Here is a 26,741-nt window from a genome sequence, read left to right on the forward strand (position 1 = left end):
GGCTTCTTAGGGTGTTAAGCAGCCCCGCACTCTGTTAAGGTGAGCGTAATTATTTATCCCAGAAATTTTACTGTGGGTGACATATTAGAATACCGCATGAATAGTTCAGACCTACTGGCTGCTCCCGGCCCCATCAGATTGCCGACATTTCCGTTCTGTTTGAAACCTCATGCTGTTTCTCATCACCCGACCCCGTCTTTCGTGGGCGTTAGCCCTTTCATTTCTGTGCTTACCGGGTCACGGATTCGCCCGGCACTTTCTGACAGTGATATCAGTTTGGCGGATATAACCGCACAAATAATTCATTTACATTATTTGTCACTGTCGTTACTATATCGACTGTAATTAATGAGGTCATGCCCAAATGGATAGTTCGTTTACCCCAATTGAACAAATGCTTAAATTTCGCGCCAGTCGCTACGAGGACTTCCCGTACCAGGAGATCCTGTTAACCCGTCTTTGCATGCACATGCAGGGTAAGCTGCTGGATAACCGCAATAAAATGCTGAAAGCTCAAGGGATTAACGAGACGTTGTTTATGGCGTTAATTACCCTGGAATCTCAGGAAGATCACAGCATTCAGCCCTCTGAATTGAGCTGCGCCCTGGGTTCTTCTCGCACTAACGCGACCCGCATCGCGGATGAGCTGGAAAAACGCGGCTGGATTGAACGCCGTGAAAGTGACAACGATCGCCGTTGCCTGCATCTGCAACTGACCGATAAAGGTCATGAATTCCTGCGTGGGGTGCTTCCACCTCAGCACAACTGTCTGCATCAGCTCTGGTCTGCCCTGAGCACGACCGAGCGCGACCAGCTAGAGCACATCACTCGCAAGCTCCTCACCCGTCTGGATCAGATGGACGAAGAGGGCGCCATTCTCGAGGCGCTAAGCTAACGCGACGACACGCTCAACCATCCAGATTACATAAGAAATACTGATAGGCCAGCACGTTACACTGCTGGCCTTTCTGACAACAGGTCGGCCCAGCCGATGTGAAAATAAGAAGATCGTGGAGAACTACAATGAGCGCAAATGCGGAGAACACTCCCCCGCAGCAACCGGTCAACACTAAGAAAGGCAAACGCAAAAGCGCCCTTCTGCTGCTGACTTTGCTCTTTATTATTATTGCCGTGGCATATGGGATCTATTGGTTTTTAGTACTGCGTCATATTGAAGAGACCGATGACGCATACGTGGCAGGGAACCAGGTTCAGATTATGGCGCAGGTGTCGGGCAGCGTGACGAAAGTCTGGGCTGACAATACCGACTTTGTGCAAAAAGGAGATGTGCTGGTCACGCTCGACCCGACCGATGCGCAGCAGGCGTTTGAAAAAGCGCAGACGCAGCTGGCCTCAAGCGTGCGTCAAACCCGTCAGTCGATGATTAACAGCAAGCAGTTGCAGGCGAGCATCGACGTGCAGAAAACCGCCCTCGCGCAGGCGCAGAGCGACCTGAATCGTCGTGTACCGCTCGGCACCGCCAACCTGATTGGCCGTGAAGAGCTGCAACACGCGCGTGACGCTGTGGCCAGCGCGCAGGCTCAGCTTGACGTGGCAATCCAGCAGTACAACGCCAACCAGGCGATGATTCTGGGTACCCATCTTGAAGAGCAGCCTGCCGTTAAACAGGCGGCAACCGAAGTGCGTAACGCCTGGCTTGCCCTGCAACGTACTAAAATTGTCAGCCCGATGACCGGTTACGTCTCCCGTCGTTCCGTTCAGCCTGGCGCACAGATTAGCACCACGACGCCGCTGATGGCGGTGGTGCCGGCGAACAATCTGTGGGTAGATGCCAACTTCAAAGAGACGCAGCTGGCCCACATGCGTATCGGCCAGACCGCGACTATCGTCAGTGATATTTACGGCGACGACGTGAAGTACACCGGTAAAGTGGTCGGTCTGGATATGGGCACCGGCAGCGCGTTCTCACTGCTGCCTGCGCAGAACGCCACCGGTAACTGGATCAAAGTGGTTCAGCGTCTGCCGGTTCGTATTGAACTGGACGCGAAACAGCTGACGGATCACCCGCTGCGTATCGGTCTGTCGACCCTGGTAACGGTAGATACCGCTGACCGCGAAGGTCAGATGCTGGCGAATCAGGTCCGAAACCATCCGGCCTATGAAAGCAACGCCCGTGAAATCAGCCTTGATCCGGTCAACAAGCTGATTGACGACATCGTGAAAGCGAACGCCGGTTAATCCGAAGGTGAGCGGTATGCAACAGCAAAAACCGCTGGAGGGGGCGCAGCTGGTCATTATGACCATTGCGCTGTCGCTGGCGACATTCATGCAGGTGCTGGACTCCACCATCGCAAACGTGGCGATCCCGACCATCGCCGGTAACCTTGGCTCGTCCCTGAGCCAGGGGACCTGGGTGATCACCTCGTTTGGGGTCGCGAATGCGATCTCCATTCCGATTACCGGGTGGCTTGCGAAACGCGTCGGGGAAGTTCGACTGTTCCTGTGGTCAACGGTGTTGTTCGTCATCGCCTCCTGGGCGTGCGGCATGTCCAACAGCCTGACCATGCTGATCTTCTTCCGTGTGATTCAGGGGATTGTCGCCGGGCCGTTAATCCCGCTCTCCCAAAGCTTGCTGCTGAATAACTACCCGCCCGCCAAGCGCTCAATCGCTCTGGCGCTGTGGTCGATGACCGTGATCGTCGCGCCGATCTGTGGCCCGATCCTCGGTGGGTATATCAGTGACAACTACCACTGGGGCTGGATCTTCTTCATCAACGTGCCAATCGGTGCGTTAGTGGTGCTGATGACGCTGCAATCCCTGCGCGGTCGGGAAACCAAAACCGAGCAGCGGCGAATCGACGGCGTGGGCCTGGCACTGCTGGTGTTAGGGATCGGCAGCCTGCAGATCATGCTGGACCGGGGTAAAGAGCTGGACTGGTTTGCGTCGCAAGAGATCATCGTCCTTACCGTGGTCGCCGTGGTGGCAATCAGCTTCCTGATTGTCTGGGAGCTGACGGACGATAACCCGATAGTCGATCTGTCGCTCTTTAAGTCGCGAAACTTCACCATCGGCTGCCTGTGTATCAGTCTCGCCTATATGCTCTATTTCGGCGCGATTGTTCTGCTGCCGCAGCTGTTGCAGGAGGTATACGGCTACACGGCAACCTGGGCGGGTCTGGCTTCGGCACCGGTCGGTTTGATTCCGGTCCTGCTGTCGCCGATTATTGGCCGCTTTGCCCATAAGCTCGACATGCGTCGACTGGTGACCTTCAGCTTTATTATGTATGCGGTGTGTTTCTACTGGCGTGCGTACACCTTCGAACCGGGAATGGACTTTGGCGCGTCCGCGTGGCCGCAGTTTATTCAGGGCTTCGCCGTGGCGTGCTTCTTTATGCCACTTACCACCATCACGCTCTCTGGCTTACCGCCGGAACGGATGGCGGCGGCATCGAGCCTGTCGAACTTCACCCGTACGCTGGCAGGCTCCATCGGGACGTCTATCACCACGACCCTGTGGACTAACCGCGAGTCGCTGCATCATGCGCAGCTGACGGAATCGGTGAATCCGTTTAACCCGAACGCCCAGCAGATGTACTCCGAGCTTCAAAGTATGGGGATGACGGAGCAGCAGGCGTCTGGCTGGATTGCCCAGCAGATCACCAACCAGGGATTGATTATCTCCGCCAACGAAATCTTCTGGATTTCTGCGGGTATTTTCATTCTGTTGCTGGGGTTAATCTGGTTTGCCAAACCGCCGTTCGGCGCGGGCGGTGGCGGCGGTGGCGCGCACTAACGCGCCGCTTCGCCGGGAAAGTTGTCCATTTCTCTACAGCTTCTGTCAGTCCTGATAAAGCAGCGCTCCTGAAATCGCTTCACGATAGTGAAAAGACAACAGGAGCGCATCATGCTGAAAAACCCCGCACAAAAATACCAACCCTATACGCCTGTCTCCCTGCCCGACCGTCGCTGGCCGGAGCAACGCATCACCCAGGCACCGCGCTGGCTCTCCACCGATTTACGCGATGGCAATCAGGCGCTGGCTGAACCGATGGACAGCGCGCGTAAACTCCAGTTCTGGGATTTGCTCCTCGGCTGTGGTTTTAAAGAGATTGAAGTCGCCTTCCCCTCCGCCTCGCAGACCGATTTCAATTTTGTCCGCCAGCTGATTGAAGAGAACCGCATTCCCGATGATGTCACTATTCAGGTGCTCACCCAGGCGCGGGAAGATTTGATTACGCGCACTTTCGAATCCTTACGCGGGGCAAAACAGGCAACGATTCATCTGTATAACGCCACCGCGCCCCTGTTCCGCCGCCTGGTATTTGGCATGGATAAAGCTCAGATTATTGCGCTGGCCGTGCGCTCAACGCGCCAGATCCGCACCTTGTGCGAGGAAAATCCGCAGACACACTGGCAATACGAATACTCCCCGGAGACCTTCTGCTTTACCGAGCCGGAATTTGCGCTGGAGATTTGTGAAGCCGTTGCGGAGATTTGGCAGCCGTGCGCGCAAAGGCCGATGATCATCAACCTGCCAGCAACCGTGGAAGTCAGCACGCCGAACGTCTATGCCGATCAGATTGAGTATTTTTGCCGCCACTTTAGCCGCCGCCGCGATGTGTGCATTAGCGTTCACCCGCATAACGATCGCGGCACGGGCGTGGCAAGCGCAGAACTGGCGGTGATGGCAGGGGCCGATCGCGTGGAGGGCTGTCTTTTTGGCAACGGCGAACGCACGGGGAATGTCTGTCTGGTCACGCTGGCGATGAATTTATACAGCCAGGGTATCAGCCCTCACCTCGATTTCAGCAACATGACTCAGGTCGTCGAGGTGGTGGAGAGCTGCAATCAGCTGCCCGTTCATCCGCGCCATCCGTGGGCCGGGCGTCTGGCGTATACCGCCTTTTCCGGCTCCCATCAGGATGCGATCAAAAAAGGCTTCGATGCCCGTAAACCGGATGAACGCTGGGAGATGCCCTATCTGCCGGTCGATCCGCAGGATATCGGCTGTTCCTATGAGGCGGTTATTCGCGTCAACAGCCAGTCGGGGAAAAGCGGCAGCGCATGGCTGATTGAGCAAAATCACGGACTCAAACTGCCCCGCGCCCTGCAGCAAGATTTCAGCCAGCACGTACAGCAGGAAACAGACAGCCACGGCAAAGAGATGACGCAAAACGCGCTGTGGCAGCTTTTTCGGGCGCGTTACGGCCTGGTGGCAACGCCGCATTTTACCCTGCAAAGCTACCGCAGTGAGAGTCAGCAGGACGGGCAGCTGCGCTTAACCGCCACTGTCGCCGTCGATGGCGGTACGCGCCAGCTTGAGGGCCAGGGCAACGGTCTGTTATCGGCGGCGGCCAGCGGGATGCGTCTCTGGCTGAGTACGCCGTTTGTGATTAAGGATTATCACGAACACTCGCTGGGCGAGCGCAGCGACAGTCGTTCGGTGGCCTATATTCGCTGTCTGTTTCAGGATGGCAGTAGCCGCTGGGGTGTGGGCATCGATAACGACGTGGCGCGCGCCTCGCTTCAGGCGCTGTTAAACGCGGTCGGTTAAGCGTCTTTGAAATAGTCGCTGGGTGAGATCCCCATCACCCGGCGGAACATCGCCGTGAACGCGCTGTGGCTGCCGTAGCCCAGATCGAGCGCCACGCGCAGCACCGGCTGACCCTGCGCCAGACGCACCAGCGCTTCCAACAGGCGCGCCCGCCGCGTCCATTCGCCGTAGCTCAACCCGGTCTGCTGCTGAAAATGGCGGTTCAGGGTACGTTCACTCATGCTGGTGAGGCTGGCGGCCTGCGCGCTGCTCCAGTTATTCTCTGGCGCGCGGCGGATTTGCTGACAGAGCTGGCGCAGCGTGTCCGTCTCCGGTTCAGGCAAACAGAATGGCAGCACTGGCATCAGGCGGATTTCATCGAGGATCAGCTCATAAACGCGCTCGTCGCGGCTGCCGGGAGAATACGATTCAGGCAGATCGAATGCGCTGACGATCAGTTCACGCAGCAACGGGGAGATCTGTACGATCTGGCACGAGGCGGGGAGATCGGCGCGGGCCAGGGGATCGATAAACAGCGTGCGTGCCGCCACCTTACCGGTGATACGGATGGCGTGCTGTGTTCCGGCGGGCAGCCAGACGCCACGCCCCGGCGGGACCACCCAGCAGCCTGCCTTGGTATCGACCCGCACTACCCCACTCAGGCTGTGCAACAGCTGGGCACAATCGTGCTGATGCCACGGCTCGCTGTCGCCATGCTGATAATCATGGGCGAAGGGAACCAACGGGCGATGGGTAAAGGAGAAGGTTGAGGTTGTCGTCATAGGGTTTTGCCGGATGGCGGCTGCGCCGTATCCGGCCTACCTGTCGATATTTCGGTAGGCCCGGTAGACGCAGCGCCACCGGGCATCTGCGGGCATCATGCTAGATGTGCAGTTCCTGCAGGGTTTCTTTCGGCAGCGCCAGCTCTTCATTGCTGTTCACGCGAACGTCGCGATCGATGATGTGACGCGCGATTTCCTGCGCTTCTTCCAGAGAGTGCATCTGATAAGTGCCGCACTGGTAGATGTTCAGCTCAGGGATCTGGTTCTGCTCTTTCACTTTCAGCACGTCGGCCATTGCCGCTTTCCAGGCTTCCGCCACGCGCGTTTCATCTGGCTGGCCAATCAGGCTCATGTAGAAACCGGTACGACAGCCCATTGGGGAGATGTCGATGATTTCCACGCCGTTGCCGTTCAGATGATCGCGCATGAAACCGGCGAACAGGTGCTCCAGAGTATGAATGCCTTTTTCTGGCATCACTTCTTTGTTCGGCACACAGAAACGCAGGTCGAATACGGTGATTGTGTCGCCGTGCGGGGTATGCATGGTTTTCGCAACACGTACTGCAGGTGCTTCCATACGGGTATGGTCGACAGTGAAGCTATCTAATAACGGCATACGTCACCTCCGATAGTGATTATTTTTAAAATAAAATGAACTCTTTCTTCCACTGCGCGTCTGAGTATATGAAAGACGCGCATTTGTTATCATCATCCCTGATTTCAGAGATGTATATTTTGGCCACAGCGATGTGGCCTTTTTCTTTTCTGTCAGGCGTTCTTCGCCAGAAACTCTTCAAACGACTCGGTATCCGCAGCTTCGATTTCACGTTGACGCACCACCGATGCCTCACGCTCTGCCACGAAATCCTCTTCGCTTAAAACTTCCAGCGGCTCCTGCTGCAGCATGTCGCGATACTGTGCGGCAAGCGAACGGCCGGTTCCACCGATACCTTGATCAATCATAGAACGCAGAATGCGCGCTGAGAACGTCAGTTCCGGGTTATCAAACGATTCGACCAGCTGATCGCACACCTTTTGATACTCCTCGCCGCCGTAAACGCTGTCCATCGTCTGCGCCACACGTTTGAGATCGCGGAACAGATCTTTGCCGACTTTCGCCAGCGGGAACTGCGCCGTTTCACAGCCGATACCCAGCGTCAGGCCAGGCTTGCGCCCTTCCAGAATCACACGATTCCAGTTGGTGCGCGTACAGAGCAGTTCGTCAGAACTCATCTCTGGTGCATCCGCCAGTACGCACCAGACCATAAACAGATCCAGGAAACGCACCTGCTGCTCGTCGACGCCAATTGGCGAGAACGGGTTGATGTCCAGCGAGCGCACTTCAATGTACTCAATGCCGCCGCGCTCCAGCGCATCTGACGGCGCTTCGCCGCTACGCGTAACGCGTTTCGGGCGGATCGGTGCATACAGCTCGTTTTCAATCTGCAGCACATTGCTGTTGATCTGCAGGCGCTTACCGTCTTTCTCAAGGCCGATTTTCTCGTACTCTTCCGACGGTGTTTTGATCGCTCGCTTCAAGCCTGCCACATATTCGTGCAATTCGTTAAACGTAATTCCGAGATTGCTTTGCGACTTATTGGTATAACCAAGGTCACTCAGGCGCAGAGAGGTGGCGTACGGCAGGTAATACATGCCGCAATCAGTCTTCTCAAACGGCAGTGTGGTCGGTTTGCCCTGCAGGAACGAGGAGCAAATCGCCGGTGAGGCACCGAACAGGTACGGAATCACCCAGCCAAAGCGGTAGTAGTTGCGGATCAGACGGAAATACCCCGCCGAGATCGCCTCTTTATCCGTTTCGCCGCACTTCGCCTGCCAGAATGCCATCGGCAGTGAGAAGTTGTAATGCACGCCGGAGATGGTCTGCATTAACGCGCCGTAGCGGTTTTTCAGACCTTCGCGATAGAGCGTTTTCAGGCGGCCAATGTTCGAGGTGCCGTATTGCGCCAGCTCAATATCCTGCCCCTGCTCGATATAACACGGCATGCTCAGCGGCCACATGCGCTCATCGCCCAATTGACGGGCGGTAAAGCGGTGAACGTCACGCATCAGAGTCAGCATGTGGTCAATGTCGCCATCGACGGGCGTAATGAACTCAAGCAGCGCTTCGGCGAAGTCGGTGGTGATCCATTTATGTGTCAGCGCAGAGCCTAGCTCTTTCGGATGGCCGGTTGTTGCCAGACTGCCATCTTCATTCACGCGCAGTGTTTCGCGCTCAAGCCCACGCTGAATCCCCTTCAGGGCCTGAGGGTGTTTTTCCAGCCAGGCCAGCGCCTGTGATACGTCCGGGATCAAATTGACCTCCCGCCTGTCAAAATAAGAGTTATCCAGCATAAATTGTAATGGTTGACGATTGAAGGTCGCTTTTTCATTCCACCAATTAGTGCCACCACGTCATGCCCTGCAGGGTTGCCAGTGCCACGAGGACATAGCGCAACGCCTTGCCAAGGCATAAAAAAAAGAGCACTGGTCCCCAGGAGATGCGCATCCATCCCGCCAGCAGACACAGTAAATCGCCTATAACAGGCATCCAGCTTAGTAAAAGCGTGGCAGCACCATAGCGTTTAAGCCAGCCTGCTGCCTTTTCCTGCCAGCGTGATGTTTTACGCAGCGGAAAGAAACGCCCAAGAATAACGTTAGTCAGCCCTCCAAGGCTATTACCCATTGTTGCTATTACTACCAACAGCCAGGGCTGACTCACACCAGATAACAGCATCGCGACCAGCACAACTTCCGAATTACCCGGTAAGAGTGTGGCACTTAAAAAACTGCTGGCAAATAAAGAGGCGAGTGACAGCAGGTCACTCACAGCAGGCGAACATCCACAGCGTCCATTCCGGCGTCACGCGCGGCCTGAATGCCAAAGTCTGCATCCTCAAACACCACGCACTTATGCGCCGGAACGCCCATCAGTTCCGCGCAAAGCAGAAAGGTGTCCGGAGCGGGTTTGTGGTTTTGAACATGATCGGCGGCGACAACCGCAGAGAAATAGTGACGCAAGCCCAGATGATTGAGTAGCGCTTCCGCAACAGCACTTTCACTTCCCGTGCCGACGGACATCGGACGACGACCGTGCCACTCTTTGACAACGTCAATCAGCGGAAGCGGACGAACGGTGTCTAAAAGCATGGCTTTGACGGCATCGGTTTTTTCACGGGCCAGCAGATGGGGGTCGAGATCGGCGTGGTTTAGCTCAATCACGGCCTGAGCGATCCGCCAGGTGGGTGAGCCATTCAGCGCAACCATCGCCTGTAAGTCGAACGTCATGCCATAACGACCCAGAACGTCATTCCAGGCTTTACGGTGTGTGGGTTCGGTATCCAGGATGGTGCCATCCATGTCGAAGATCAGACCGTCATACTGTGCGTACATCGTGCTCTCGCCTAACGATTAACAAGACATTACTTTATCGTAAACGAGGATTTTTGTCGCTGATTCTGGTTGTAATACAAAGGGGATGGTGAGTAATTGAACTGTGGGGGAGATACTGAAGAGAAATGGTGCATCCGGGAGGATTACTCGGCTGCGCCTCACCCGATGGGCCGTTGCTAAAGCAACGTTATCCTCCCTGGTACTCGCGAGCATCTCGCAGACCTTGAAACAGCAGCGTGGCTGCTATCTTGGAGAATATGGTGCATCCGGGAGGATTCGAACCTCCGACCGCTCGGTTCGTAGCCGAGTACTCTATCCAGCTGAGCTACGGATGCATCGGGATTTACTATTTTACTGCTTGATACGTCATATCACTTCTAAAGCAATATGAAGTAATAGATGGTGCATCCGGGAGGATTCGAACCTCCGACCGCTCGGTTCGTAGCCGAGTACTCTATCCAGCTGAGCTACGGATGCATCAGGGGGTACTGCTTTTACTGCTGATTCAATGTCACTCAACAAGCCGCAACACTGAGAATGATGGTGCATCCGGGAGGATTCGAACCTCCGACCGCTCGGTTCGTAGCCGAGTACTCTATCCAGCTGAGCTACGGATGCAAAATGGCGGTGAGGCGGGGATTCGAACCCCGGATGCAGCTTTTGACCGCATACTCCCTTAGCAGGGGAGCGCCTTCAGCCTCTCGGCCACCTCACCACACAACGCCTCTTTCGAGTGCTTCGAGTAACTCGTTAAGAGCTTCTCGTCGCTGCGTGGCGCATATATTACTTTCTGGGACTTATAAGTCAAACAATTTTCCACAAGCTTTTATCGTTTGCACAAATCACACTCAATTCGCATGTAAAAGCCGCAAAGAGGGTGTTTTATAAACGGATTTTGCGGGCATCAGCACAGAAATCCTCGGGCAAAATTGCGGTCTTTGAGCGAGATAAGGGTTTGAGAGAGACAAAAAACGGAAGGAATGAAATCGAACGGTAACTTTATGCAGGAAGAATATCGAGAGCGTTGCGTCTCGCCGGGCGGCGAGACGCGATAATATCAGTAACTGGACTGCTGGGATTTTTCAGCCTGGATACGCTGGTAGATCTCTTCACGATGGACAGAGACTTCTTTAGGGGCGTTCACACCAATACGTACCTGGTTACCCTTCACCCCTAAAACTGTCACGGTGACCTCATCCCCAATCATGAGGGTCTCACCAACTCGACGAGTCAGAATCAGCATTCTTTGCTCCTTGAAAGATTAAAAGAGTCGGGTCTCTTGTATCCCGGCATTATCCATCATATAACGCCAAAAAGTAAGCGATGACAAACACGTAATGTGTAAGCAGTCACGGCATCACATTCTGTTAAACGTAAGTTTAGCCGATATACACAAACTCAACCTGACTTTATCGTTAGCGATAGCGTAGTGATAAAAACGCCATAACGGTGAGGTTATGGCGTTTTTTTACGCTTTGTAATTATTACAGTTTAGCGCTTACCCAGCTTTCAACGCTGGCCAATGCTGCTGGAAGTGCTGACACATCCGTACCACCGGCTTGTGCCATGTCGGGACGACCACCACCTTTGCCACCCACTTGCTGAGCGACCATACCAATCAGTTCCCCTGCTTTCACGCGGTCAGTCACATCCTTAGAGACGCCCGCAATCAGAGAAACCTTACCTTCAGCCGCTGTCGCCAGAACGATAACCGTTGAACCGAGCTGGTTCTTGAGATCATCAACCATGGTACGAAGCATCTTAGGTTCAACGCCTGCCAGTTCGCTGACTAGCAGTTTAACACCTTTAATTTCAACCGCTTTGCTGGAGAGATTTGCGCTCTCCTGCACAGCTGCCTGCTCTTTCAGCTGCTGCAGCTCTTTTTCCAGCTGACGAGTACGTTCCAGCGCGCTACGTACTTTCTCACCCAGATTGTGGCTGTCGCCTTTAAGCAACTGGGCAATGTCGTGCAGTTGGTCGCTTTCAGCATGCAGGCTGGCGATCGCACCTTCACCGGTCACAGCTTCGATACGACGTACGCCAGCGGCAGTGCCTGATTCAGACAGGATACGGAACAGGCCGATATCACCCGTACGTGAGGCGTGAGTACCGCCGCACAGTTCGGTGGAGAAATCCCCCATGCTCAGGACGCGAACGCGCTCGTCGTATTTCTCGCCGAACAGCGCCATCGCCCCTTTCGCTTTCGCTGCTTCGAGATCCATGATGTGGGTCTCGATTGGCAGGTTACGACGAATCTGGGCGTTGACCATATCTTCCACCGCGCGGATTTCAGACGGTTTCATCGCTTCGAAATGCGAGAAGTCAAAGCGCAGTACTTTGTCATTCACCAGAGAACCTTTCTGAGCAACGTGCGTACCCAGCACATCGCGCAAAGCGGCATGCATCAGGTGCGTTGCAGAGTGGTTCAGACGAATGCGCGCGCGGCGAGCTTCATCCACTTCGGCTTTCACGCCTGCGCCGACTTTCAGGGAACCTGAAGCCAGTTTGCCGACGTGACCAATTGCCTGGCCGTATTTCTGGGTGTCAGTGACGGTGAAGGCAAAATCGCTACCTTTTAGCTCGCCTTTATCGCCCACCTGGCCGCCAGACTCCGCGTAGAACGGCGTTTTATCCAGAACGACAACCGCATCCTGGCCTGCGCTGATGCTGTCCACGGCTTTGCCGTCAACAAACAGTGCGGTCACTTTACCGGTCAGTTCCAGATGGTCGTAGCCCTGGAATTCAGAAGCGCTATCGACGCGAATCATCGCGTTGTAGTCTGCGCCGAAACCGCTGGATTCACGCGCACGGCGTCGCTGCTCTTCCATTGCGGCCTCAAAGCCCGCTTCGTCGACTTTAATATTGCGCTCACGGCAGACGTCAGCAGTCAAATCGACCGGGAAGCCGTAGGTGTCGTACAGACGGAATGCAGTGTCGCCATCCAGCGTATCGCCGGACAGTTTTGAGAGTTCTTCGTCCAGCAACGCCAGGCCGCGTTCAAGGGTACGCGCAAACTGCTCTTCTTCGGTTTTCAGCACCTGCTCAACCTGCGCCTGCTGGCGTTTCAGTTCGTCGCCCGCCGCACCCATGACGCCAATCAGTGGCCCCACCAGTTTATAGAAGAAGGTGTCCTTCGCGCCCAGCATGTTGCCGTGACGGATCGCACGACGAATGATACGACGCAGCACGTAGCCACGGTTTTCATTCGACGGGATAACTCCGTCAGCAATCAGGAAGGCACAGGAACGAATGTGGTCTGCAATGACGCGCAGAGATTTGTTGCTCAGATCGGTCGCACCGGTCACTTCAGCCACGGATTTAATCAGGGTGCTGAACAGATCGATGTCGTAGTTGGAGTTCACGTGCTGCAGAACCGCGGCGATACGCTCCAGACCCATACCGGTATCTACGGATGGCTTCGGCAGCGGCTCCATGGTGCCGTCAACCTGACGGTTGAACTGCATGAAGACGATGTTCCAGATCTCAATGTAGCGATCGCCGTCTTCTTCTGCGGTGCCCGGAGGTCCGCCCCAGATGTGGTCGCCGTGATCGTAGAAGATCTCGGTGCAAGGGCCGCATGGACCGGTGTCACCCATCTGCCAGAAGTTGTCAGACGCGTATGGCGCGCCCTTGTTATCGCCGATGCGAATAATGCGCTCACGCGGGATACCGACTTCTTTTTCCCAGATTTCGTAAGCTTCATCATCGGTTTCGTAGACGGTCACCCACAGACGTTCTTTCGGCAGGTTGAACCAGTTTTCACCGGTCAGCAGTTCCCACGCGTATTGAATGGCATCGTGTTTAAAGTAGTCGCCGAAGCTGAAGTTACCCAGCATCTCGAAGAAAGTATGGTGACGTGCGGTGTAACCGACGTTTTCCAGATCGTTGTGTTTACCGCCCGCACGCACACAACGCTGTGACGTTGTGGCACGGGAATAATTACGCTTGTCGAGACCAAGGAAAACATCCTTGAACTGGTTCATCCCGGCGTTGGTAAACAGAAGAGTCGGGTCATTGTTCGGTACCAGGGAGCTGCTGGCAACAACCTGGTGTCCCTTACTATGGAAAAAGTCGAGAAACGCCTGACGGATCTCAGCGGTGCTCTTGCTCATAATTATCCTGAAATCAAGCTAACGAAATGTCGCAGCCAGCCTGTCTCTGTTGATGCCTGGACGGACTGACTACTGGAAAAAGTGGGAATAAGATAAGTTTTCTTGCAAGGGAAGTAAAATCCCGCATGCGCTCAATCGGCAAAATTACGCCATATATCCTGAATATCTTCCATCAGGAAGCCGCGGTACAACAAAAATCGCTGGATTTTAACTTTTTCTGAAAATTCACGCGGCAGGGGTTCACCGTATTTACGAATCGCCTGAGCGTGGGCCAGCTCACACCAGTCAATGTCGCACTCACGCATGGCCTCATCGATGGCCGCACGCGCGATGCCTTTTTGGTTTAGCTCCTGACGGATCCTTGCCGGGCCATAACCCTTGCGGCTCCGGCTGGCGATAAAGCGCGTGACAAAACGACTGTCATCGAGGTAACGGTACTCGTAGCACCAGGCAATGACGCGATCATAATCTTCTGCCGTAGCGTCGATTGCTTCCGGGCCGTTTTTTCCCATCACGGGCGCGGAGAGTTTACGGCGCAGCTCTTGCTCGCTGTGATCGCGTACTGCAAGAATGCGTACAGCTCTATCCAGTAAACGGGCGTAGGCAGGGCGGCGCGAGGTGTTTTCACTCATAACAAACCAGCTGTTTTATAAATGCAAAAAGGGCCGCAATCGCAGCCCTTGTTTTTAGACGAAGAGATTAGAAATCTTCTTTGGTTTCTTCAGCATCAGCGCTATCGACAACGAAGTCAGGCTTAGAGTCCTGGTTGTTGAGAAGCAGTTCGCGCACTTTCTTCTCAATTTCTTTCGCTGCGGCCGGGTTTTCTTTCAGCCAGGAGATTGCGTTTGCTTTGCCCTGACCAATTTTGTCGCCGTTGTAGCTGTACCAGGCGCCCGCTTTTTCAATCAGCTTCTCTTTCACGCCCAGATCCACCAGCTCGCCGAAGAAGTTGATGCCTTCGCCGTAGAGGATCTGGAACTCAGCCTGCTTGAACGGCGCAGCAATTTTGTTCTTCACGACCTTCACGCGGGTTTCGCTACCAACGACGTTATCGCCCTCTTTCACCGCACCGATACGGCGGATATCCAGACGGACAGAGGCGTAGAACTTCAGCGCGTTACCACCGGTAGTGGTTTCCGGGTTACCGAACATGACGCCAATCTTCATACGGATCTGGTTGATGAAAATCAGAAGCGTATTGGATTGCTTCAGGTTACCAGCCAGTTTACGCATCGCCTGGCTCATCATACGTGCCGCGAGGCCCATGTGAGAGTCACCGATTTCGCCTTCGATTTCCGCTTTTGGCGTCAGCGCGGCAACGGAGTCGACAACCAGTACATCTACAGCACCTGAACGCGCCAGGGCGTCACAGATTTCCAGTGCCTGCTCACCCGTATCTGGCTGAGAGCAGAGCAGGTTGTCGATATCAACGCCCAGTTTACGTGCATAGACTGGGTCCAGCGCGTGTTCGGCGTCGATGAACGCACAGGTTTTACCTTCGCGCTGTGCGGCTGCAATGACCTGCAGCGTCAGGGTCGTTTTACCTGAAGATTCCGGGCCGTAGATTTCTACGATACGGCCCATTGGCAGGCCGCCCGCACCCAGTGCGATATCCAGAGAAAGCGAACCGGTGGAGATGGTTTCCACGTCCATGGAACGGTCTTCACCCAGGCGCATGATGGAGCCTTTACCAAATTGTTTTTCAATCTGGCCGAGTGCTGCCGCCAACGCTTTCTGTTTGTTTTCGTCGATAGCCATTATTACTCCTGTCATGCCGGGGATGTGCGCCGGATAGTGAATTCTGTTCTGTTGGTGCAATTATACTGTATGGTCATACAGTATCAAGTGTTTTGTAGAAATTGTTGCCAGAGCATTTTTAACGCATATTCCGTCGCCTGTCGGCGCACGCTTTCACGGTCACCGCTGAAGCATTCGCGGAAGGTAAGGCCCTGCCCCTGGGAAGTGGCAAAACCAAACCAGACGGTGCCCACAGGTTTGACATCACTGCCACCGTCCGGCCCGGCAATGCCGCTGATGGCGATCGCGTAGTCCGCACGCGCCGCTTTGAGCGCGCCAATCGCCATTTCCACCACCACCGGTTCGCTGACAGCGCCATGCTGTTCCAGCGTCGATTCGCGCACGCCAATCATCTGCGCTTTGGCTTCGTTACTGTAGGTCACAAAACTGCGTTCGAACCAGGCGGAGCTTCCCGCGATATCCGTAATCACTTTTGCCACCCAGCCGCCGGTGCAGGATTCAGCCGTCGTCAGCGTCGCGCCGCGCTGCTTCAACGCCAGGCCCACAACTTCGCTCAGCTGCATCAATTCATGGTCAGTCATCATCGCTTTAGGCTCCTGAAAAACATGCAGCACAAGATAGCACTTTCTCATGGGATATGGGGATGAGGTTCCGGTTTTACGAGGAGGCTTCAGAAAAAAGCCGATGCGGCCGCATCGGCGTGGAAAGGCTGATTATTTCATGCTGTCGGCGAGGGTATTGACGTTGTGGCGAAACGCATTCACGTATGTATCCGCCACGCCACCTTTGGCGGAAAGCGCTTCGGGATAAAGCTCTCCACCCGGCTGGGCGCCCGTCGCGCTGGCAATCTGCTTCACCAGACGCGGATCGAGCTGGTTCTCCATAAACCAGGTTTTGACGCCATCGGCTTTAATCTGTTTGATGAGCTCCGCCACCTGCGCGGCGCTGGCCTCGCTCTCAGATGAAAGACCTTGCGGGGCCATAAATGTCACGCCGTAGGCGCGGCTGAAATAGCCGAAGGCGTCATGGCTGGTGAGGACTTTGCGCTTCTCCTGCGGGATCTGGCTGAAGCGCGATTTCGCCCATCCGTCGAGCTGTGTCAGCTGCGTAATATAGGGTTTGCCCGTGGCCTCCAGCGCCGCTTTCTCATCCGGATCGGCACTGACCAGCCCTGCCAGAATATTGTGTGCATACAGAGCGCCATTCGCAGCGCTATTCCAGGCATGCGGATCGGTCACGGTTTTGCCGTCCTCCTCCAACGTATGGGTCTTCACCCCTTTTGATGCCACGACCAGCGTGCCTTTAAAACCTGACGCTTTAACCAGGCGATCCAGCCACCCTTCCAGCCCAAGGCCATTCACAACCACCACGTCCGCTTTGCTGAGCGCCGCGCTGTCTTTTGGCGACGGCTCGAAGGTGTGCGGATCGCCGTCCGGCCCCACCAGCGTCGTCACTTTTACATGGTCGCCGCCCACTTCTTGCGTGATGTCACCCAAAATAGAAAAACTGGTTACCACGTTCAGCGTTTTTGCCAGCGCGCCTTGCGACAACAGCCCCAGCGCAAGCGCCATCATTACCCCTGTCTTCTTCATCATTTCCCCTTGCGTTAAAAATGCGCACGCAGCCTGCTGCGCGAGCCACATAAAACCGAAATAAAGAACCAGCCGCTGGCCGTCAGCACAATGGAAGGCCCGGCGGGCAGACTCACCGCCCACGACAGGCACAATCCGAGCCAGGCGCAGAACACGCCGCTGACGCCTGCCATCAGCAGAAGCCCCGGTAACGTGCGCATCCAGCAGCGAGCGGCAACAGCAGGTAGCATCATCAGCCCTACCGCCATCAGCGTGCCGAGGACCTGGAATCCGGCGACCAGATTCAGCACCAGCAGCGCCAGGAATAAACCGTGCAGTAGCGCGGGCAGCCAGCGTTTGTTGGCCTGCAGCCACGCGGTGTCAAACGCCTCGGTCACCAGCCCGCGGTAAAACAGGGCCAGTAGCATTAAAGTCAGGGCGCAGACACCGGCGACAAACAGGGCCGCGCTGTTATCCACCGCCAGAATCGAGCCAAAAAGCAGATGCAACAGATCGACATTCGAACCGCGCAGCGAAACCAGGGTCACACCCAGCGCCAGTGAGCCCAGGTACAGCCCGGCGAAACTGGCATCCTCTTTCAGGGGCGTGCGTCGGCTGACTAAACCTGCCACCAGCGCTACGACGATCCCGGCGATAAACCCGCCGATACTCATCGCCAGCAGAGACATTCCGCTGACCAGATACCCCACCGCCACGCCCGGTAAAATGGCGTGCGACAGCGCATCGCCCATCAGACTCATACGCCGCAGCAACAGAAAAACACCGAGCATTGTGGTGCTGACGGACAACGCCAGGCACACCACCAATGCGCGGCGCATAAAGCCGTATTCGATAAACGGCTGGAAGAAAATATGCCAGATCATGCGACTCTCACCCGCTCCGCGCCCCAGTGGGGTATCGCCGTATCCAGCCGCAATGTCTGCGGGAAATGGCGCGATACACGCTCGCTGTCATGCAGCACCGCCAGCACCGTTTGCCCGCTCAGATACATCTCCAGCATCAATTCCATCAGCACATTACAGGTGGCTTCATCGACCCCCGTGAACGGCTCATCCAGCATCACCAGCGGTGCCTGCTGCACCAGCACTCTGGCGAACAACATGCGCTGAAACTGGCCTCCCGATAGCTCGTCGATGGTAGCGGCTGCAAGATCCTGCAGGCCGACGCGCTCCAGGGCATGGGCGATTTTCAGACGGGTTTCGCGTCGAAAAGCCGCCAGCAGCGAAATCTGCGGCCAGCAGCCCATACTCACTACGTCCTGAACCGTCAGGGGGAACTGCGCCTCCAGCATATGACGCTGCGCCAGCCAGCCGATCGTCGGGCGTTTCTCGCGCCAGCGAAATCCCCCGCTAACCGGCGGAATAAATCCCGCCAGGGTTTTGAGGAGTGTCGATTTGCCGCAGCCGTTCGCGCCGACAATCGCCGTCATACTGCCGCGTTCAATCACGCCATTCAGCGTCTGCGTGACGGGCTGGCGGTCATACCCTGCCACCAGATTTTGCAGTTCAATCATGGGAGAACCACCGCCCAGCGCACCGCCAGGCCAATCAGCGCAATCAAAATTGCCGCGAGTAACAGGCGATTGAGCGCGGAAAGAGAGAAGAGAGACATCGTTGCACCACCGTTAAATGTTATAACATAACAATAATAAAATGCGATGCAGATGTAAACGCGAATAAAAGAGTGGGAGTGTGGCGAAATGTTTCTGTCGAAGGCGAGTGTTGCCCGGTGACGATTCGCTTACCGGGCAATACTCGTGGAGGGTGCGGGCCGGGTAAGACGAAATTGTCCCCCGGCAAAACGCAAGATTACTGACTAAACGGTGAAGCCGCCGGTACGCGCGCCAGGGAAACCGCCTGGCCCAGCTGCCACACCGCCATCGCGTAGTGCGTGCTGTGGTTGTAACGGGTGATGGTGTAGAAGTTCGGCAAACCGTACCAGTACTGGTAGCCAGTGCCGATATCCAGGCGCAGCAGGCTGGCCGTCTGATGATCACCCAACGACTGCATTGGCGTTAAACCCGCCGCTGCCAGTTGCGACACGCTGTATTTCGTTTTGAAACCATTCTCAAGCCCAGGCGCCTGGCCGTTCGCCTGCACCGCCACCGGATCGCCCTTCACCCAGCCGTGCGCTTTGAAGTAGTTCGCCACGCTGCCAATGGCATCCACCGGATCCCACAGGTTGATATGCCCGTCGCCGTTAAAGTCGACGGCATACTCTTTATAGGAGGACGGCATAAACTGGCCGTAGCCCATCGCCCCCGCAAAGGAACCTTTCAGATCGAGCGGATCGTCCTGCTCGTCACGCGCCATCAGCAGGAAGGTTTCCAGTTCAGACTGGAAGTATTCCGCGCGACGTGGATAGTTGAAGGAGAGCGTCGCCAGCGCATCGAGAATACGGGTTTTGCCCATCACGCGGCCCCAGCGGGTTTCCACGCCGATAATCCCGACGATAATTTCCGGCGGCACGCCGTACACCTGCCACGCGCGCGTCAGCGCATCTTCGTATTGATTCCAGAACGCCACGCCATTTTGCACGTTATCCGGGGTAATAAACTGTTTGCGATAGCGCAGCCACGCGCCGTTTGGCCCGGTCGGCACTTGCGCAGTCGGTGCCTGGCGGTCCATCAGACGCAGCACATAGTCCAGACGCTTCGCCTGAGACAGGATCTCGTGGAGTTGCTGTTTATTGAAACCATGTTTGTTCACCATTTTATCGATGAACTGCTCGGCGGCCGCGTTGTTGGCGAAATCCCCGCCCATCTGCATCATGTTGTGCTGCGGCTCAAGGAGAAAACCACCCGATGGGGCGCCCGCCGTCTGTTGAACTTCCTCTGTTTTCGGCTTACTGCTACAGGCAGCAAGCATAATCAGCGCGGGTAAGAGCGCTGCGTAACGACGCTTGACCATGAGACATCCATTTAACGAATTCGATAAGTGGCAAGTATGGTAAAGCATCCGCAATGCCTCAAGGAAGCGGTACTCACCTCCCCCGCAAAATCTTTACGCTCCCCCACGCAAATCGGTGCTTTTTTCATCCAAAAAGTCGTCACCCCATCAATTAACTTTCAAAATAATCCATTTTTCTTTCATTGTGAGATCCAATTAACACTTTAAAACCTTTCAAAGTGATTATTATTAGCCGCAGTCAGACAAAAACAAAAAAGCCCCACAGGAGAGAAGAATGATAGAAACCATCACCCACGGCGCCGAGTGGTTCATCGGGCTGTTTCAGAAAGGCGGAGAGGTGTTCACCGGTATGGTGACCGGCATCCTGCCCCTGCTGATAAGCCTCTTAGTGATCATGAATGCGTTGATTAACTTTATCGGCCAGCAGCGTATCGAACGCTTCGCTCAGCGCTGCGCCGGCAACCCGCTGTCCCGCTATCTTGTTCTGCCCTTCATCGGAACCTTTGTTTTCTGCAACCCGATGACCTTAAGCCTCGGCCGCTTTATGCCAGAAAAGTACAAGCCGAGTTATTACGCCGCCGCATCCTATAGCTGCCACTCCATGAACGGCCTGTTCCCACACATCAACCCCGGCGAACTGTTTGTTTACCTCGGCATTGCCAGCGGCCTGACCACACTTGGCCTGCCGCTCGGCCCGCTGGCGGTGAGCTATCTGCTGGTTGGCCTGGTCACCAACTTCTTCCGCGGCTGGGTGACGGATCTCACCACCGCCATTTTTGAGAAAAAAATGGGCATCCAGCTTGAACAGAAAGTCCATCTTTCAGGAGCCACAGCATGAGCCGTATTCGTATTGAAAAAGGTGAAGGCGGCTGGGGCGGCCCGCTGGAGTTCGATGCCGTTGCAGGCAAGAAAATCGTCTACATCACCGCAGGCACGCGTCCGGCAATTGTCGACAAGCTGCGCGATCTGACCGGCTGGGAAGCGGTCGATGGCTTCAAAGAGGGCGAGCCGCCTGAAGCGGAAATTGGGGTAGCGGTGATCGACTGCGGCGGCACGTTGCGCTGCGGCATCTATCCGAAGCGCCGTATTCCGACAGTGAATATTCACGCAACCGGTAAGTCAGGCCCGCTGGCGCAGTACATCCTCGAAGACATTTACGTGTCCGGCGTCAGAGAAGAAAACATTCGCTTGGTTGATGGCTCCCCTGCTCAGCCAAAAGCCGCGCCGCGGGATTACGACACCAGTAAAAAAATCACCGAGCAGAGCGACGGCCTGCTGGCGAAAGTGGGTATGGGAATGGGGTCAGCCGTCGCGGTGCTGTTCCAGTCAGGGCGCGACACCATCGACACCGTTCTGAAAACCATTCTGCCGTTTATGGCGTTCGTTTCGGCGCTTATTGGCATCATCATGGCGTCCGGTCTGGGCGACTGGATTGCCCATGGCCTCGCCCCGCTCGCCAGTCATCCGCTTGGGCTGGTGACGCTGGCGTTGATCTGCTCCTTCCCGCTCCTGTCGCCGTTCCTCGGGCCGGGAGCGGTGATTGCACAGGTTATCGGCGTGCTGATCGGCGTGCAAATTGGGTTGGGCAATATCCCTCCACACCTTGCCCTTCCGGCTCTGTTTGCGATTAACGCCCAGGCGGCGTGCGACTTCATTCCCGTTGGGCTGTCCCTTGCGGAAGCGCGTCAGGACACCGTGCGCGTGGGCGTGCCGTCCGTGCTGGTCAGCCGTTTCCTGACGGGCGCCCCGACGGTGCTGATTGCCTGGTTTGTCTCCGGCTTTATTTATCAATAAGAGGTTCCTGCGATGACCGTGATTTACCAAACCACCATTACCCGCATCGGCCAGAGCGCAGCCGATGCGTTGAGCGACCAGATGCTGATTACCTTCCGCGAAGGGGCGCCTGCGGATATCGAGGAGTTTTGCTTTATCCACTGCCACGGCGAGCTACACGGCGAGCTGAAGGTCGGCAGCCAGCTGGAGCTGGGTGACGCGCGCTATGCCGTCACCGCCGTCGGCGACGTAGCCGAACAAAACCTACGCGAGCTGGGGCACATCACGTTGCGTTTCGACGGCCAGCCGCAGGCGGAATACCCCGGCACGGTTCACGTGGATGGCCCGGTGCCGCAGGCTGTTACCACCGGCTGCACATTAAAATTTGTTGCGTAATTTAAGGAGAATCACATGAGTCAGGTTGCCGTTGTCATTGGTGGGGGCCAAACCTTAGGCGAGTTCCTCTGCCGTGGGCTTGCTGCAGAAGGGTACCGCGTGGCGGTTGTGGATATTCAGAGTGAAAAAGCCGCCCGCGTGGCGGACACCATTAACACTGAGTTTGGTGAAGGGATGGCATATGGTTTTGGTGCCGATGCCACCAGCGAGCAGAGCGTGATGGCGCTCGCCCAGGGCGTGGACGAGATTTTTGGCCGCGCCGACCTGCTGGTTTACAGCGCGGGAATAGCGAAAGCGGCCTTCATCAGCGACTTCGCGCTGGGGGATTTCGACCGCTCCCTGCAGGTAAACCTGGTGGGCTATTTTCTCTGCGCACGCGAGTTTTCCCGCCTGATGATCCGCGACGGCATTCAGGGGCGCATCATTCAGATCAACTCAAAATCCGGCAAAGTGGGCAGCAAGCATAACTCCGGCTACAGCGCGGCGAAATTTGGCGGCGTCGGGCTGACCCAGTCTCTGGCGCTGGATCTGGCTGAATACGGGATTACCGTGCATTCACTGATGCTTGGCAACCTGCTGAAATCGCCAATGTTCCAGTCTCTGCTGCCGCAATACGCTACCAAGCTTGGCATTAACGCTGATGAGGTGGAACAGTATTACATCGATAAAGTGCCTTTGAAGCGCGGCTGCGACTATCAGGACGTATTAAATATGCTGCTGTTTTATGCCAGCCCGAAAGCCTCTTATTGCACCGGGCAGTCAATTAACGTCACCGGCGGGCAGGTGATGTTCTGATTAAACAGGCTAACGTCCCCCTCCCCCTCGTGAGGGGGAGTGAATACCAAAGGAGCTAAAATGGTTACCGCACTCATCAACGTCGCCGCCATCGCCTGGATCTGCCAGATGGCGTTTGGCGGCTGGCAAATTCACCAGTTTAACCGGGCGTTCGATGCCCTGTGTCAGAAAGGCCGCGTGGGCGTTGGGCGCTCAGGCGGACGCTTCAAACCCCGTGTGGTGGTGGCGATTGCGCTGGACGAAGACAACAACGTCTGCGATTCACTGATCATGCGCGGGATGACCGTATTTGCCCGACCGGCGAAAATCCAGGCAATCAACGGCATTTCATTGCAGGAATTACAGCCTGATGTGATCTTTCCCCATGATTCACTCTGTCAGAATGCACTATCATTAGCGCTTAATCTGAAACATGGATAATTTCGTTTTGAAAGCTATAGGCTTGCGAAATTATCATTTCGCAACGTAAGGAACGAAGCGCCTATGAAACCACGTCAGCGGCAGGCGGCCATTCTGGAGCATCTGCAAAAGCAGGGAAAATGCTCGGTAGAGGATTTGGCCCACTACTTTGACACCACCGGCACGACAATACGCAAGGACCTGGTATTGCTCGAAAACTCTGGCGCAGTCATTCGAACCTATGGCGGAGTGGTACTCAACAAAGACGAAGCCGATCCGCCGATTGACCATAAAACTCTGATCAATACCCACCAGAAAGCGCTGATTGCCGAAGCCGCCGTCCAGTTTATTCACGATGGCGACTCTATCATTCTCGATGCGGGCAGCACTGTCCTGCAGATGATCCCGATGCTCAGCCGCTTTAATAACATCACGGTGATGACCAACAGCCTGCACATCGTCAATGCCCTGTCCGAGTTTGACAGCGAGCAGACCATCCTGATGCCCGGCGGCACCTTCCGTAAAAAATCGGCGTCTTTTCACGGCCAACTGGCGGAGAACGCCTTCGACCATTTCAGCTTTGATAAACTCTTTATGGGCACCGACGGGATTGATCTGAACGCGGGTGTGACCACCTTCAACGAGGTGTTCAGCGTCAGCAAGGCCATGTGCAACGCCGCACGGGAAGTGATCCTGATGGCGGACTCGTCCAAGTTTGGCCGCAAAAGTCCCAATATTGTCTGTAGCCTTGAAAGCGTCGATACACTGATTACCGACGCAGGCATCGACCCGGTGTTCAAAAAAGCGCTGGAAGAGAAAGGAATCGACGTGATCGTAACCGGAGAGAGAAATGAGTGATTTTCTGCTAAACACAGGCCGTCAGACGTTAATGCTGGAGCTTCAGGAAGCCAGCCGCCTGCCGGAAAGGCTGGGCGACGATTTTGCGCGCGCGGCCAATACCATCATCCACTGCGAAGGCAAAGTGATTGTCGCGGGCATCGGGAAATCCGGTCATATCGGGAAGAAAATAGCCGCCACCCTCGCCAGCACCGGCACGCCCGCGTTTTTTGTTCATCCCGCCGAAGCGCTGCATGGCGATCTGGGGATGATTGAAAGCCGTGACGTCATGCTGTTTATCTCCTACTCTGGCTCAGCAAAAGAGCTGGATCTGATCATTCCGCGTCTACAGGAAAAATCGGTCGCCCTGCTGGCAATGACCGGAAAATCGCGCTCGCCGCTGGCGCTGGCCGCCAAAGCCACGCTGGATATCTCCGTGGAGCGCGAAGCCTGCCCGATGCACCTCGCGCCAACGTCCAGCACCGTCAACACCCTGATGATGGGCGATGCGCTGGCGATGGCAGTCATGCAGGCGCGCGGTTTTAACGAAGAAGATTTTGCCCGCTCACACCCGGCCGGCGCGCTGGGCGCACGTTTGCTGAATAAAGTGCATCATCTGATGCGTACGGACGACGCCATCCCGCAGGTTAAACTCACCACCAGCGTGATGGACGCAATGCTCGAACTGAGCCGCACCGGGCTGGGGCTGGTTGCCGTGTGTGATGACAACGGGCTGGTCAAAGGGGTCTTTACCGACGGCGACCTGCGTCGCTGGCTGGTGGGCGGCGGCAAGCTTGAAGCGGTCGTCAGCGATGCCATGACCACCGGCGGCCTGACGCTCAACGCCGAGAGCCGCGCTATCGAAGCCAAAGAAGTGCTGATGAAGCGCAAAATCACCGCCGCCCCGGTGGTCGATGACAGCGGCAAACTGTGCGGCGCCATCAACCTGCAGGACTTCTATCAGGCCGGGATTATCTAACCCTTCAGCCCAAGACGTTTCGCCAGCCGATGCAGGTTGGCGACGTCCGTCTCTAACGCCCGCGCGCAGGCCGCCCAGCTACGGTTATTCTGCTCCAGCGCGCGGGTAATCATCTGACGTTGAAACGCTTCCGTGGCCTCACGCAGGTTGGCATTGCTCATCGCTGGCACGTCCGGCTGCGAGACAGGCACCGCTTCGTCGTGCAACGCAAAATGCGCCGCGTGGATTACCACCTCATCGCCGATGCGCGTCGCGCGCGCCAGCACCACCGCACGATGGATCGCATGCTCCAGCTCGCGCACATTGCCCGGCCAGCCATAATTCAGCAGATGCCTGCGCGCACCGGGGCTTAACACCACGCGCGACAGCCCCATTTTCAACCGGCACTGCTCGCAGAAATAGCCCGCCAGCAGAACCACATCCTCGCCACGCTCGCGCAGCGGCGGCACGAAGAGCGGGAACACGCTTAAGCGATGGAACAGATCGGCGCGGAAATTGCCCGCCAGCACCTCTTCGCGCAGATCGCGGTTGGTCGCCGCCAGCACGCGCACATCCACCCGCAGGCTGCGGTCGTCACCCACGCGCTGAATATCGCCGTACTGCAACACGCGCAGCAGTTTGGCCTGCAACGCCAGCGACAGCTCACCAATTTCATCGAGGAACAGCGTGCCGTTGTCGGCCATTTCAAACTTACCGCTGCGGTTGCTGATGGCCCCGGTAAACGCCCCTTTCACGTGGCCGAACAGCTCGCTCTCCGCCACGCTTTCCGGCAGCGCGGCGCAGTTCAGATACACCAGCGGATTGACCGCGCGCGGCGAGCCTTCGTGGATCGCCTTCGCCACCAGCTCTTTCCCGGTGCCGGTCTCCCCGCTGATTAAGACGTTCAGATCCGACGCCGCGACAATCTCGATCTCTTTTTTCAGCTGCGCCATACCCGGCGACAGGCCAATCATTTCCGTGTGCGCGACCTGCTCAAACACCGCCGGACTGCCCGGCAATATGTTCTGGCTCTCCAACTGCTCAATCAGCAGCGCGTTATTAAGCGCCCCGGCGGCCAGCGCGGCAATCAGCCGCAGCTCTTCGTCGCTGAACGTATCGAACTGATCCGGCTGCAGGCCGTCGAGGGTCAGCGCACCAATCAGATTTTGTCCGGCAAACAGCGGCAAACCGATACAGGCGTGGACCTTCAGGCTCTCCTGGCCGGGAATCAGGCCGTCGTAGGGATCCGGCAGATCGCTGTCCGCCGGGAAACGCACCACGTCACCCGCGCGGGCGATGGTCTCCAGACGCGGATGGCCCTCCAGGGTGAAGCGCCGCCCCAGCACGTCCTGCGCCAGCCCGTCGATCGCCAGCGGAATAAACTGCCGCCCTTCGTAGCGCAGCAGCGCCGAGGCATCGCACTCCAGCACATGACGCAGGGTTGAAATTAACCGCTGGAAACGATCCTGATGGCCGATACCGGTCTGTAATTCAATGGCGATCTTCGCCAGCACATCTACGGAAAAGCTCATTTGCGCCTCGCTGT

26 protein-coding genes and 4 tRNA genes are annotated in these 26,741 nt (G+C 56.2%); 11 read left to right on the forward strand and 19 right to left on the reverse strand.

Annotated features, from left to right (window positions below; translation table 11 throughout):
- Positions 1 to 364: 364 nt before the first annotated feature.
- The 4 genes from mprA to leuA all read left to right on the forward strand — a co-directional run bounded on the left by mprA (position 365) and on the right by leuA (position 5,515).
- Complete coding sequence (gene mprA, locus F153LOC_RS17945; RefSeq protein WP_100779188.1) at positions 365 to 895, forward strand: transcriptional repressor MprA; 531 nt, start codon at positions 365 to 367, stop codon at positions 893 to 895.
- A gap of 128 nt (positions 896 to 1,023) precedes the next feature.
- The gene (emrA, locus tag F153LOC_RS17950; protein ID WP_100779187.1) at positions 1,024 to 2,199 is read left to right on the forward strand and encodes a multidrug efflux MFS transporter periplasmic adaptor subunit EmrA; all 1,176 of its coding nucleotides are present in this window, start codon (positions 1,024 to 1,026) and stop codon (positions 2,197 to 2,199) included.
- 16 nt (positions 2,200 to 2,215) lie between these two features.
- Entirely contained in the window at positions 2,216 to 3,754 is a 1,539-nt protein-coding gene (gene emrB, locus F153LOC_RS17955; protein ID WP_100779186.1) for a multidrug efflux MFS transporter permease subunit EmrB, read from the forward strand.
- A 111-nt stretch (positions 3,755 to 3,865) separates the two neighbouring features.
- Positions 3,866 to 5,515, forward strand: coding sequence for a 2-isopropylmalate synthase (gene leuA / locus F153LOC_RS17960; RefSeq protein ID WP_102105412.1), 1,650 nt, complete (start codon positions 3,866 to 3,868; stop codon positions 5,513 to 5,515).
- Here leuA and F153LOC_RS17965 read toward each other — a convergent pair.
- The 18 genes from F153LOC_RS17965 to mltB all read right to left on the reverse strand — a co-directional run bounded on the left by F153LOC_RS17965 (position 5,512) and on the right by mltB (position 20,037).
- On the reverse strand, positions 5,512 to 6,276 hold the full coding sequence (locus tag F153LOC_RS17965; RefSeq protein WP_102105413.1) for a helix-turn-helix domain-containing protein: 765 nt from the start codon (positions 6,274 to 6,276) through the stop codon (positions 5,512 to 5,514). The two genes, leuA and F153LOC_RS17965, sit on opposite strands and share 4 nt — an antisense overlap.
- A gap of 100 nt (positions 6,277 to 6,376) precedes the next feature.
- A complete protein-coding gene (luxS, locus tag F153LOC_RS17970; RefSeq protein ID WP_102105414.1) occupies positions 6,377 to 6,892 on the reverse strand; it encodes an S-ribosylhomocysteine lyase in 516 nt (171 codons plus the stop codon).
- Positions 6,893 to 7,044: 152 nt separating this feature from the next.
- Entirely contained in the window at positions 7,045 to 8,589 is a 1,545-nt protein-coding gene (gshA, locus tag F153LOC_RS17975; RefSeq protein WP_100780830.1) for a glutamate--cysteine ligase, read from the reverse strand.
- 85 nt (positions 8,590 to 8,674) lie between these two features.
- On the reverse strand, positions 8,675 to 9,103 hold the full coding sequence (locus F153LOC_RS17980) for a YqaA family protein (protein ID WP_095283032.1): 429 nt from the start codon (positions 9,101 to 9,103) through the stop codon (positions 8,675 to 8,677).
- Complete coding sequence (gene yqaB, locus F153LOC_RS17985) at positions 9,100 to 9,666, reverse strand: fructose-1-phosphate/6-phosphogluconate phosphatase (protein WP_100779182.1); 567 nt, start codon at positions 9,664 to 9,666, stop codon at positions 9,100 to 9,102. Before yqaB ends, F153LOC_RS17980 begins: the two co-directional genes overlap by 4 nt.
- A 258-nt stretch (positions 9,667 to 9,924) precedes the next feature.
- Positions 9,925 to 10,001: transfer RNA gene (locus tag F153LOC_RS17990), tRNA-Arg, on the reverse strand.
- A 65-nt stretch (positions 10,002 to 10,066) separates the two neighbouring features.
- A tRNA-Arg gene (locus tag F153LOC_RS17995) sits at positions 10,067 to 10,143 on the reverse strand.
- A gap of 64 nt (positions 10,144 to 10,207) precedes the next feature.
- Positions 10,208 to 10,284 (reverse strand) — tRNA-Arg (locus tag F153LOC_RS18000).
- A gap of 4 nt (positions 10,285 to 10,288) precedes the next feature.
- A tRNA-Ser gene (locus F153LOC_RS18005) sits at positions 10,289 to 10,381 on the reverse strand.
- Positions 10,382 to 10,723: 342 nt separating this feature from the next.
- Positions 10,724 to 10,909 (reverse strand): carbon storage regulator CsrA, encoded by a 186-nt coding sequence (gene csrA / locus F153LOC_RS18010; protein ID WP_000906486.1) that lies wholly within the window; start codon positions 10,907 to 10,909, stop codon positions 10,724 to 10,726.
- Between the two features lie 241 nt (positions 10,910 to 11,150).
- Positions 11,151 to 13,778, reverse strand: a complete 2,628-nt coding sequence (gene alaS / locus F153LOC_RS18015; protein ID WP_102105415.1) for an alanine--tRNA ligase — start codon at positions 13,776 to 13,778, stop codon at positions 11,151 to 11,153.
- Between the two features lie 131 nt (positions 13,779 to 13,909).
- On the reverse strand, positions 13,910 to 14,410 hold the full coding sequence (gene recX, locus F153LOC_RS18020) for a recombination regulator RecX (RefSeq protein ID WP_102105416.1): 501 nt from the start codon (positions 14,408 to 14,410) through the stop codon (positions 13,910 to 13,912).
- Positions 14,411 to 14,477: 67 nt separating this feature from the next.
- Positions 14,478 to 15,536 carry a recombinase RecA gene (gene recA, locus F153LOC_RS18025; RefSeq protein WP_100779179.1) on the reverse strand — a complete coding sequence of 353 codons (1,059 nt, stop codon included), beginning with the start codon at positions 15,534 to 15,536 and terminating at the stop codon, positions 14,478 to 14,480.
- Positions 15,537 to 15,619: 83 nt separating this feature from the next.
- Positions 15,620 to 16,117 (reverse strand): nicotinamide-nucleotide amidase, encoded by a 498-nt coding sequence (pncC, locus tag F153LOC_RS18030; RefSeq protein WP_100780829.1) that lies wholly within the window; start codon positions 16,115 to 16,117, stop codon positions 15,620 to 15,622.
- Between the two features lie 132 nt (positions 16,118 to 16,249).
- Complete coding sequence (locus tag F153LOC_RS18035) at positions 16,250 to 17,128, reverse strand: metal ABC transporter substrate-binding protein (protein ID WP_102105417.1); 879 nt, start codon at positions 17,126 to 17,128, stop codon at positions 16,250 to 16,252.
- 14 nt (positions 17,129 to 17,142) lie between these two features.
- A complete protein-coding gene (locus F153LOC_RS18040) occupies positions 17,143 to 17,991 on the reverse strand; it encodes a metal ABC transporter permease (RefSeq protein WP_102105418.1) in 849 nt (282 codons plus the stop codon).
- A complete protein-coding gene (locus F153LOC_RS18045) occupies positions 17,988 to 18,641 on the reverse strand; it encodes a metal ABC transporter ATP-binding protein (RefSeq protein ID WP_102105419.1) in 654 nt (217 codons plus the stop codon). The genes F153LOC_RS18040 and F153LOC_RS18045 overlap by 4 nt, the downstream gene beginning before the upstream one ends.
- Positions 18,642 to 18,936: 295 nt before the next feature.
- The gene (mltB, locus tag F153LOC_RS18050) at positions 18,937 to 20,037 is read right to left on the reverse strand and encodes a lytic murein transglycosylase B (RefSeq protein WP_187469886.1); all 1,101 of its coding nucleotides are present in this window, start codon (positions 20,035 to 20,037) and stop codon (positions 18,937 to 18,939) included.
- Between the two features lie 274 nt (positions 20,038 to 20,311).
- On the opposite strand from mltB, the gene srlA reads away from it, so the two are divergent.
- The 7 genes from srlA to gutQ all read left to right on the forward strand — a co-directional run bounded on the left by srlA (position 20,312) and on the right by gutQ (position 25,216).
- The gene (gene srlA / locus F153LOC_RS18055) at positions 20,312 to 20,875 is read left to right on the forward strand and encodes a PTS glucitol/sorbitol transporter subunit IIC (protein ID WP_023333189.1); all 564 of its coding nucleotides are present in this window, start codon (positions 20,312 to 20,314) and stop codon (positions 20,873 to 20,875) included.
- On the forward strand, positions 20,872 to 21,831 hold the full coding sequence (locus tag F153LOC_RS18060) for a PTS glucitol/sorbitol transporter subunit IIB (RefSeq protein WP_100779174.1): 960 nt from the start codon (positions 20,872 to 20,874) through the stop codon (positions 21,829 to 21,831). The genes srlA and F153LOC_RS18060 overlap by 4 nt, the downstream gene beginning before the upstream one ends.
- Before the next feature lie 12 nt (positions 21,832 to 21,843).
- Positions 21,844 to 22,206 (forward strand): PTS glucitol/sorbitol transporter subunit IIA, encoded by a 363-nt coding sequence (gene srlB, locus F153LOC_RS18065; protein WP_102105420.1) that lies wholly within the window; start codon positions 21,844 to 21,846, stop codon positions 22,204 to 22,206.
- Between the two features lie 15 nt (positions 22,207 to 22,221).
- Positions 22,222 to 23,001 carry a sorbitol-6-phosphate dehydrogenase gene (srlD, locus tag F153LOC_RS18070; protein WP_100779172.1) on the forward strand — a complete coding sequence of 260 codons (780 nt, stop codon included), beginning with the start codon at positions 22,222 to 22,224 and terminating at the stop codon, positions 22,999 to 23,001.
- 60 nt (positions 23,002 to 23,061) lie between these two features.
- Entirely contained in the window at positions 23,062 to 23,421 is a 360-nt protein-coding gene (gene gutM / locus F153LOC_RS18075; protein WP_102105421.1) for a transcriptional regulator GutM, read from the forward strand.
- Between the two features lie 63 nt (positions 23,422 to 23,484).
- Positions 23,485 to 24,258: a DNA-binding transcriptional repressor gene (locus F153LOC_RS18080; protein WP_100779170.1), complete on the forward strand. Its 774-nt coding sequence runs from the start codon at positions 23,485 to 23,487 to the stop codon at positions 24,256 to 24,258.
- A complete protein-coding gene (gene gutQ / locus F153LOC_RS18085) occupies positions 24,251 to 25,216 on the forward strand; it encodes an arabinose-5-phosphate isomerase GutQ (RefSeq protein WP_102105422.1) in 966 nt (321 codons plus the stop codon). Before F153LOC_RS18080 ends, gutQ begins: the two co-directional genes overlap by 8 nt.
- Here gutQ and norR read toward each other — a convergent pair.
- The gene (gene norR, locus F153LOC_RS18090; RefSeq protein ID WP_100779168.1) at positions 25,213 to 26,727 is read right to left on the reverse strand and encodes a nitric oxide reductase transcriptional regulator NorR; all 1,515 of its coding nucleotides are present in this window, start codon (positions 26,725 to 26,727) and stop codon (positions 25,213 to 25,215) included. The genes gutQ and norR overlap by 4 nt on opposite strands.
- Positions 26,728 to 26,741 lie beyond the last annotated feature (14 nt).

Source organism: Lelliottia sp. F153, assembly GCF_002870005.1.
Classification (GTDB): Bacteria; Pseudomonadota; Gammaproteobacteria; order Enterobacterales; family Enterobacteriaceae; genus Enterobacter; species Enterobacter nimipressuralis.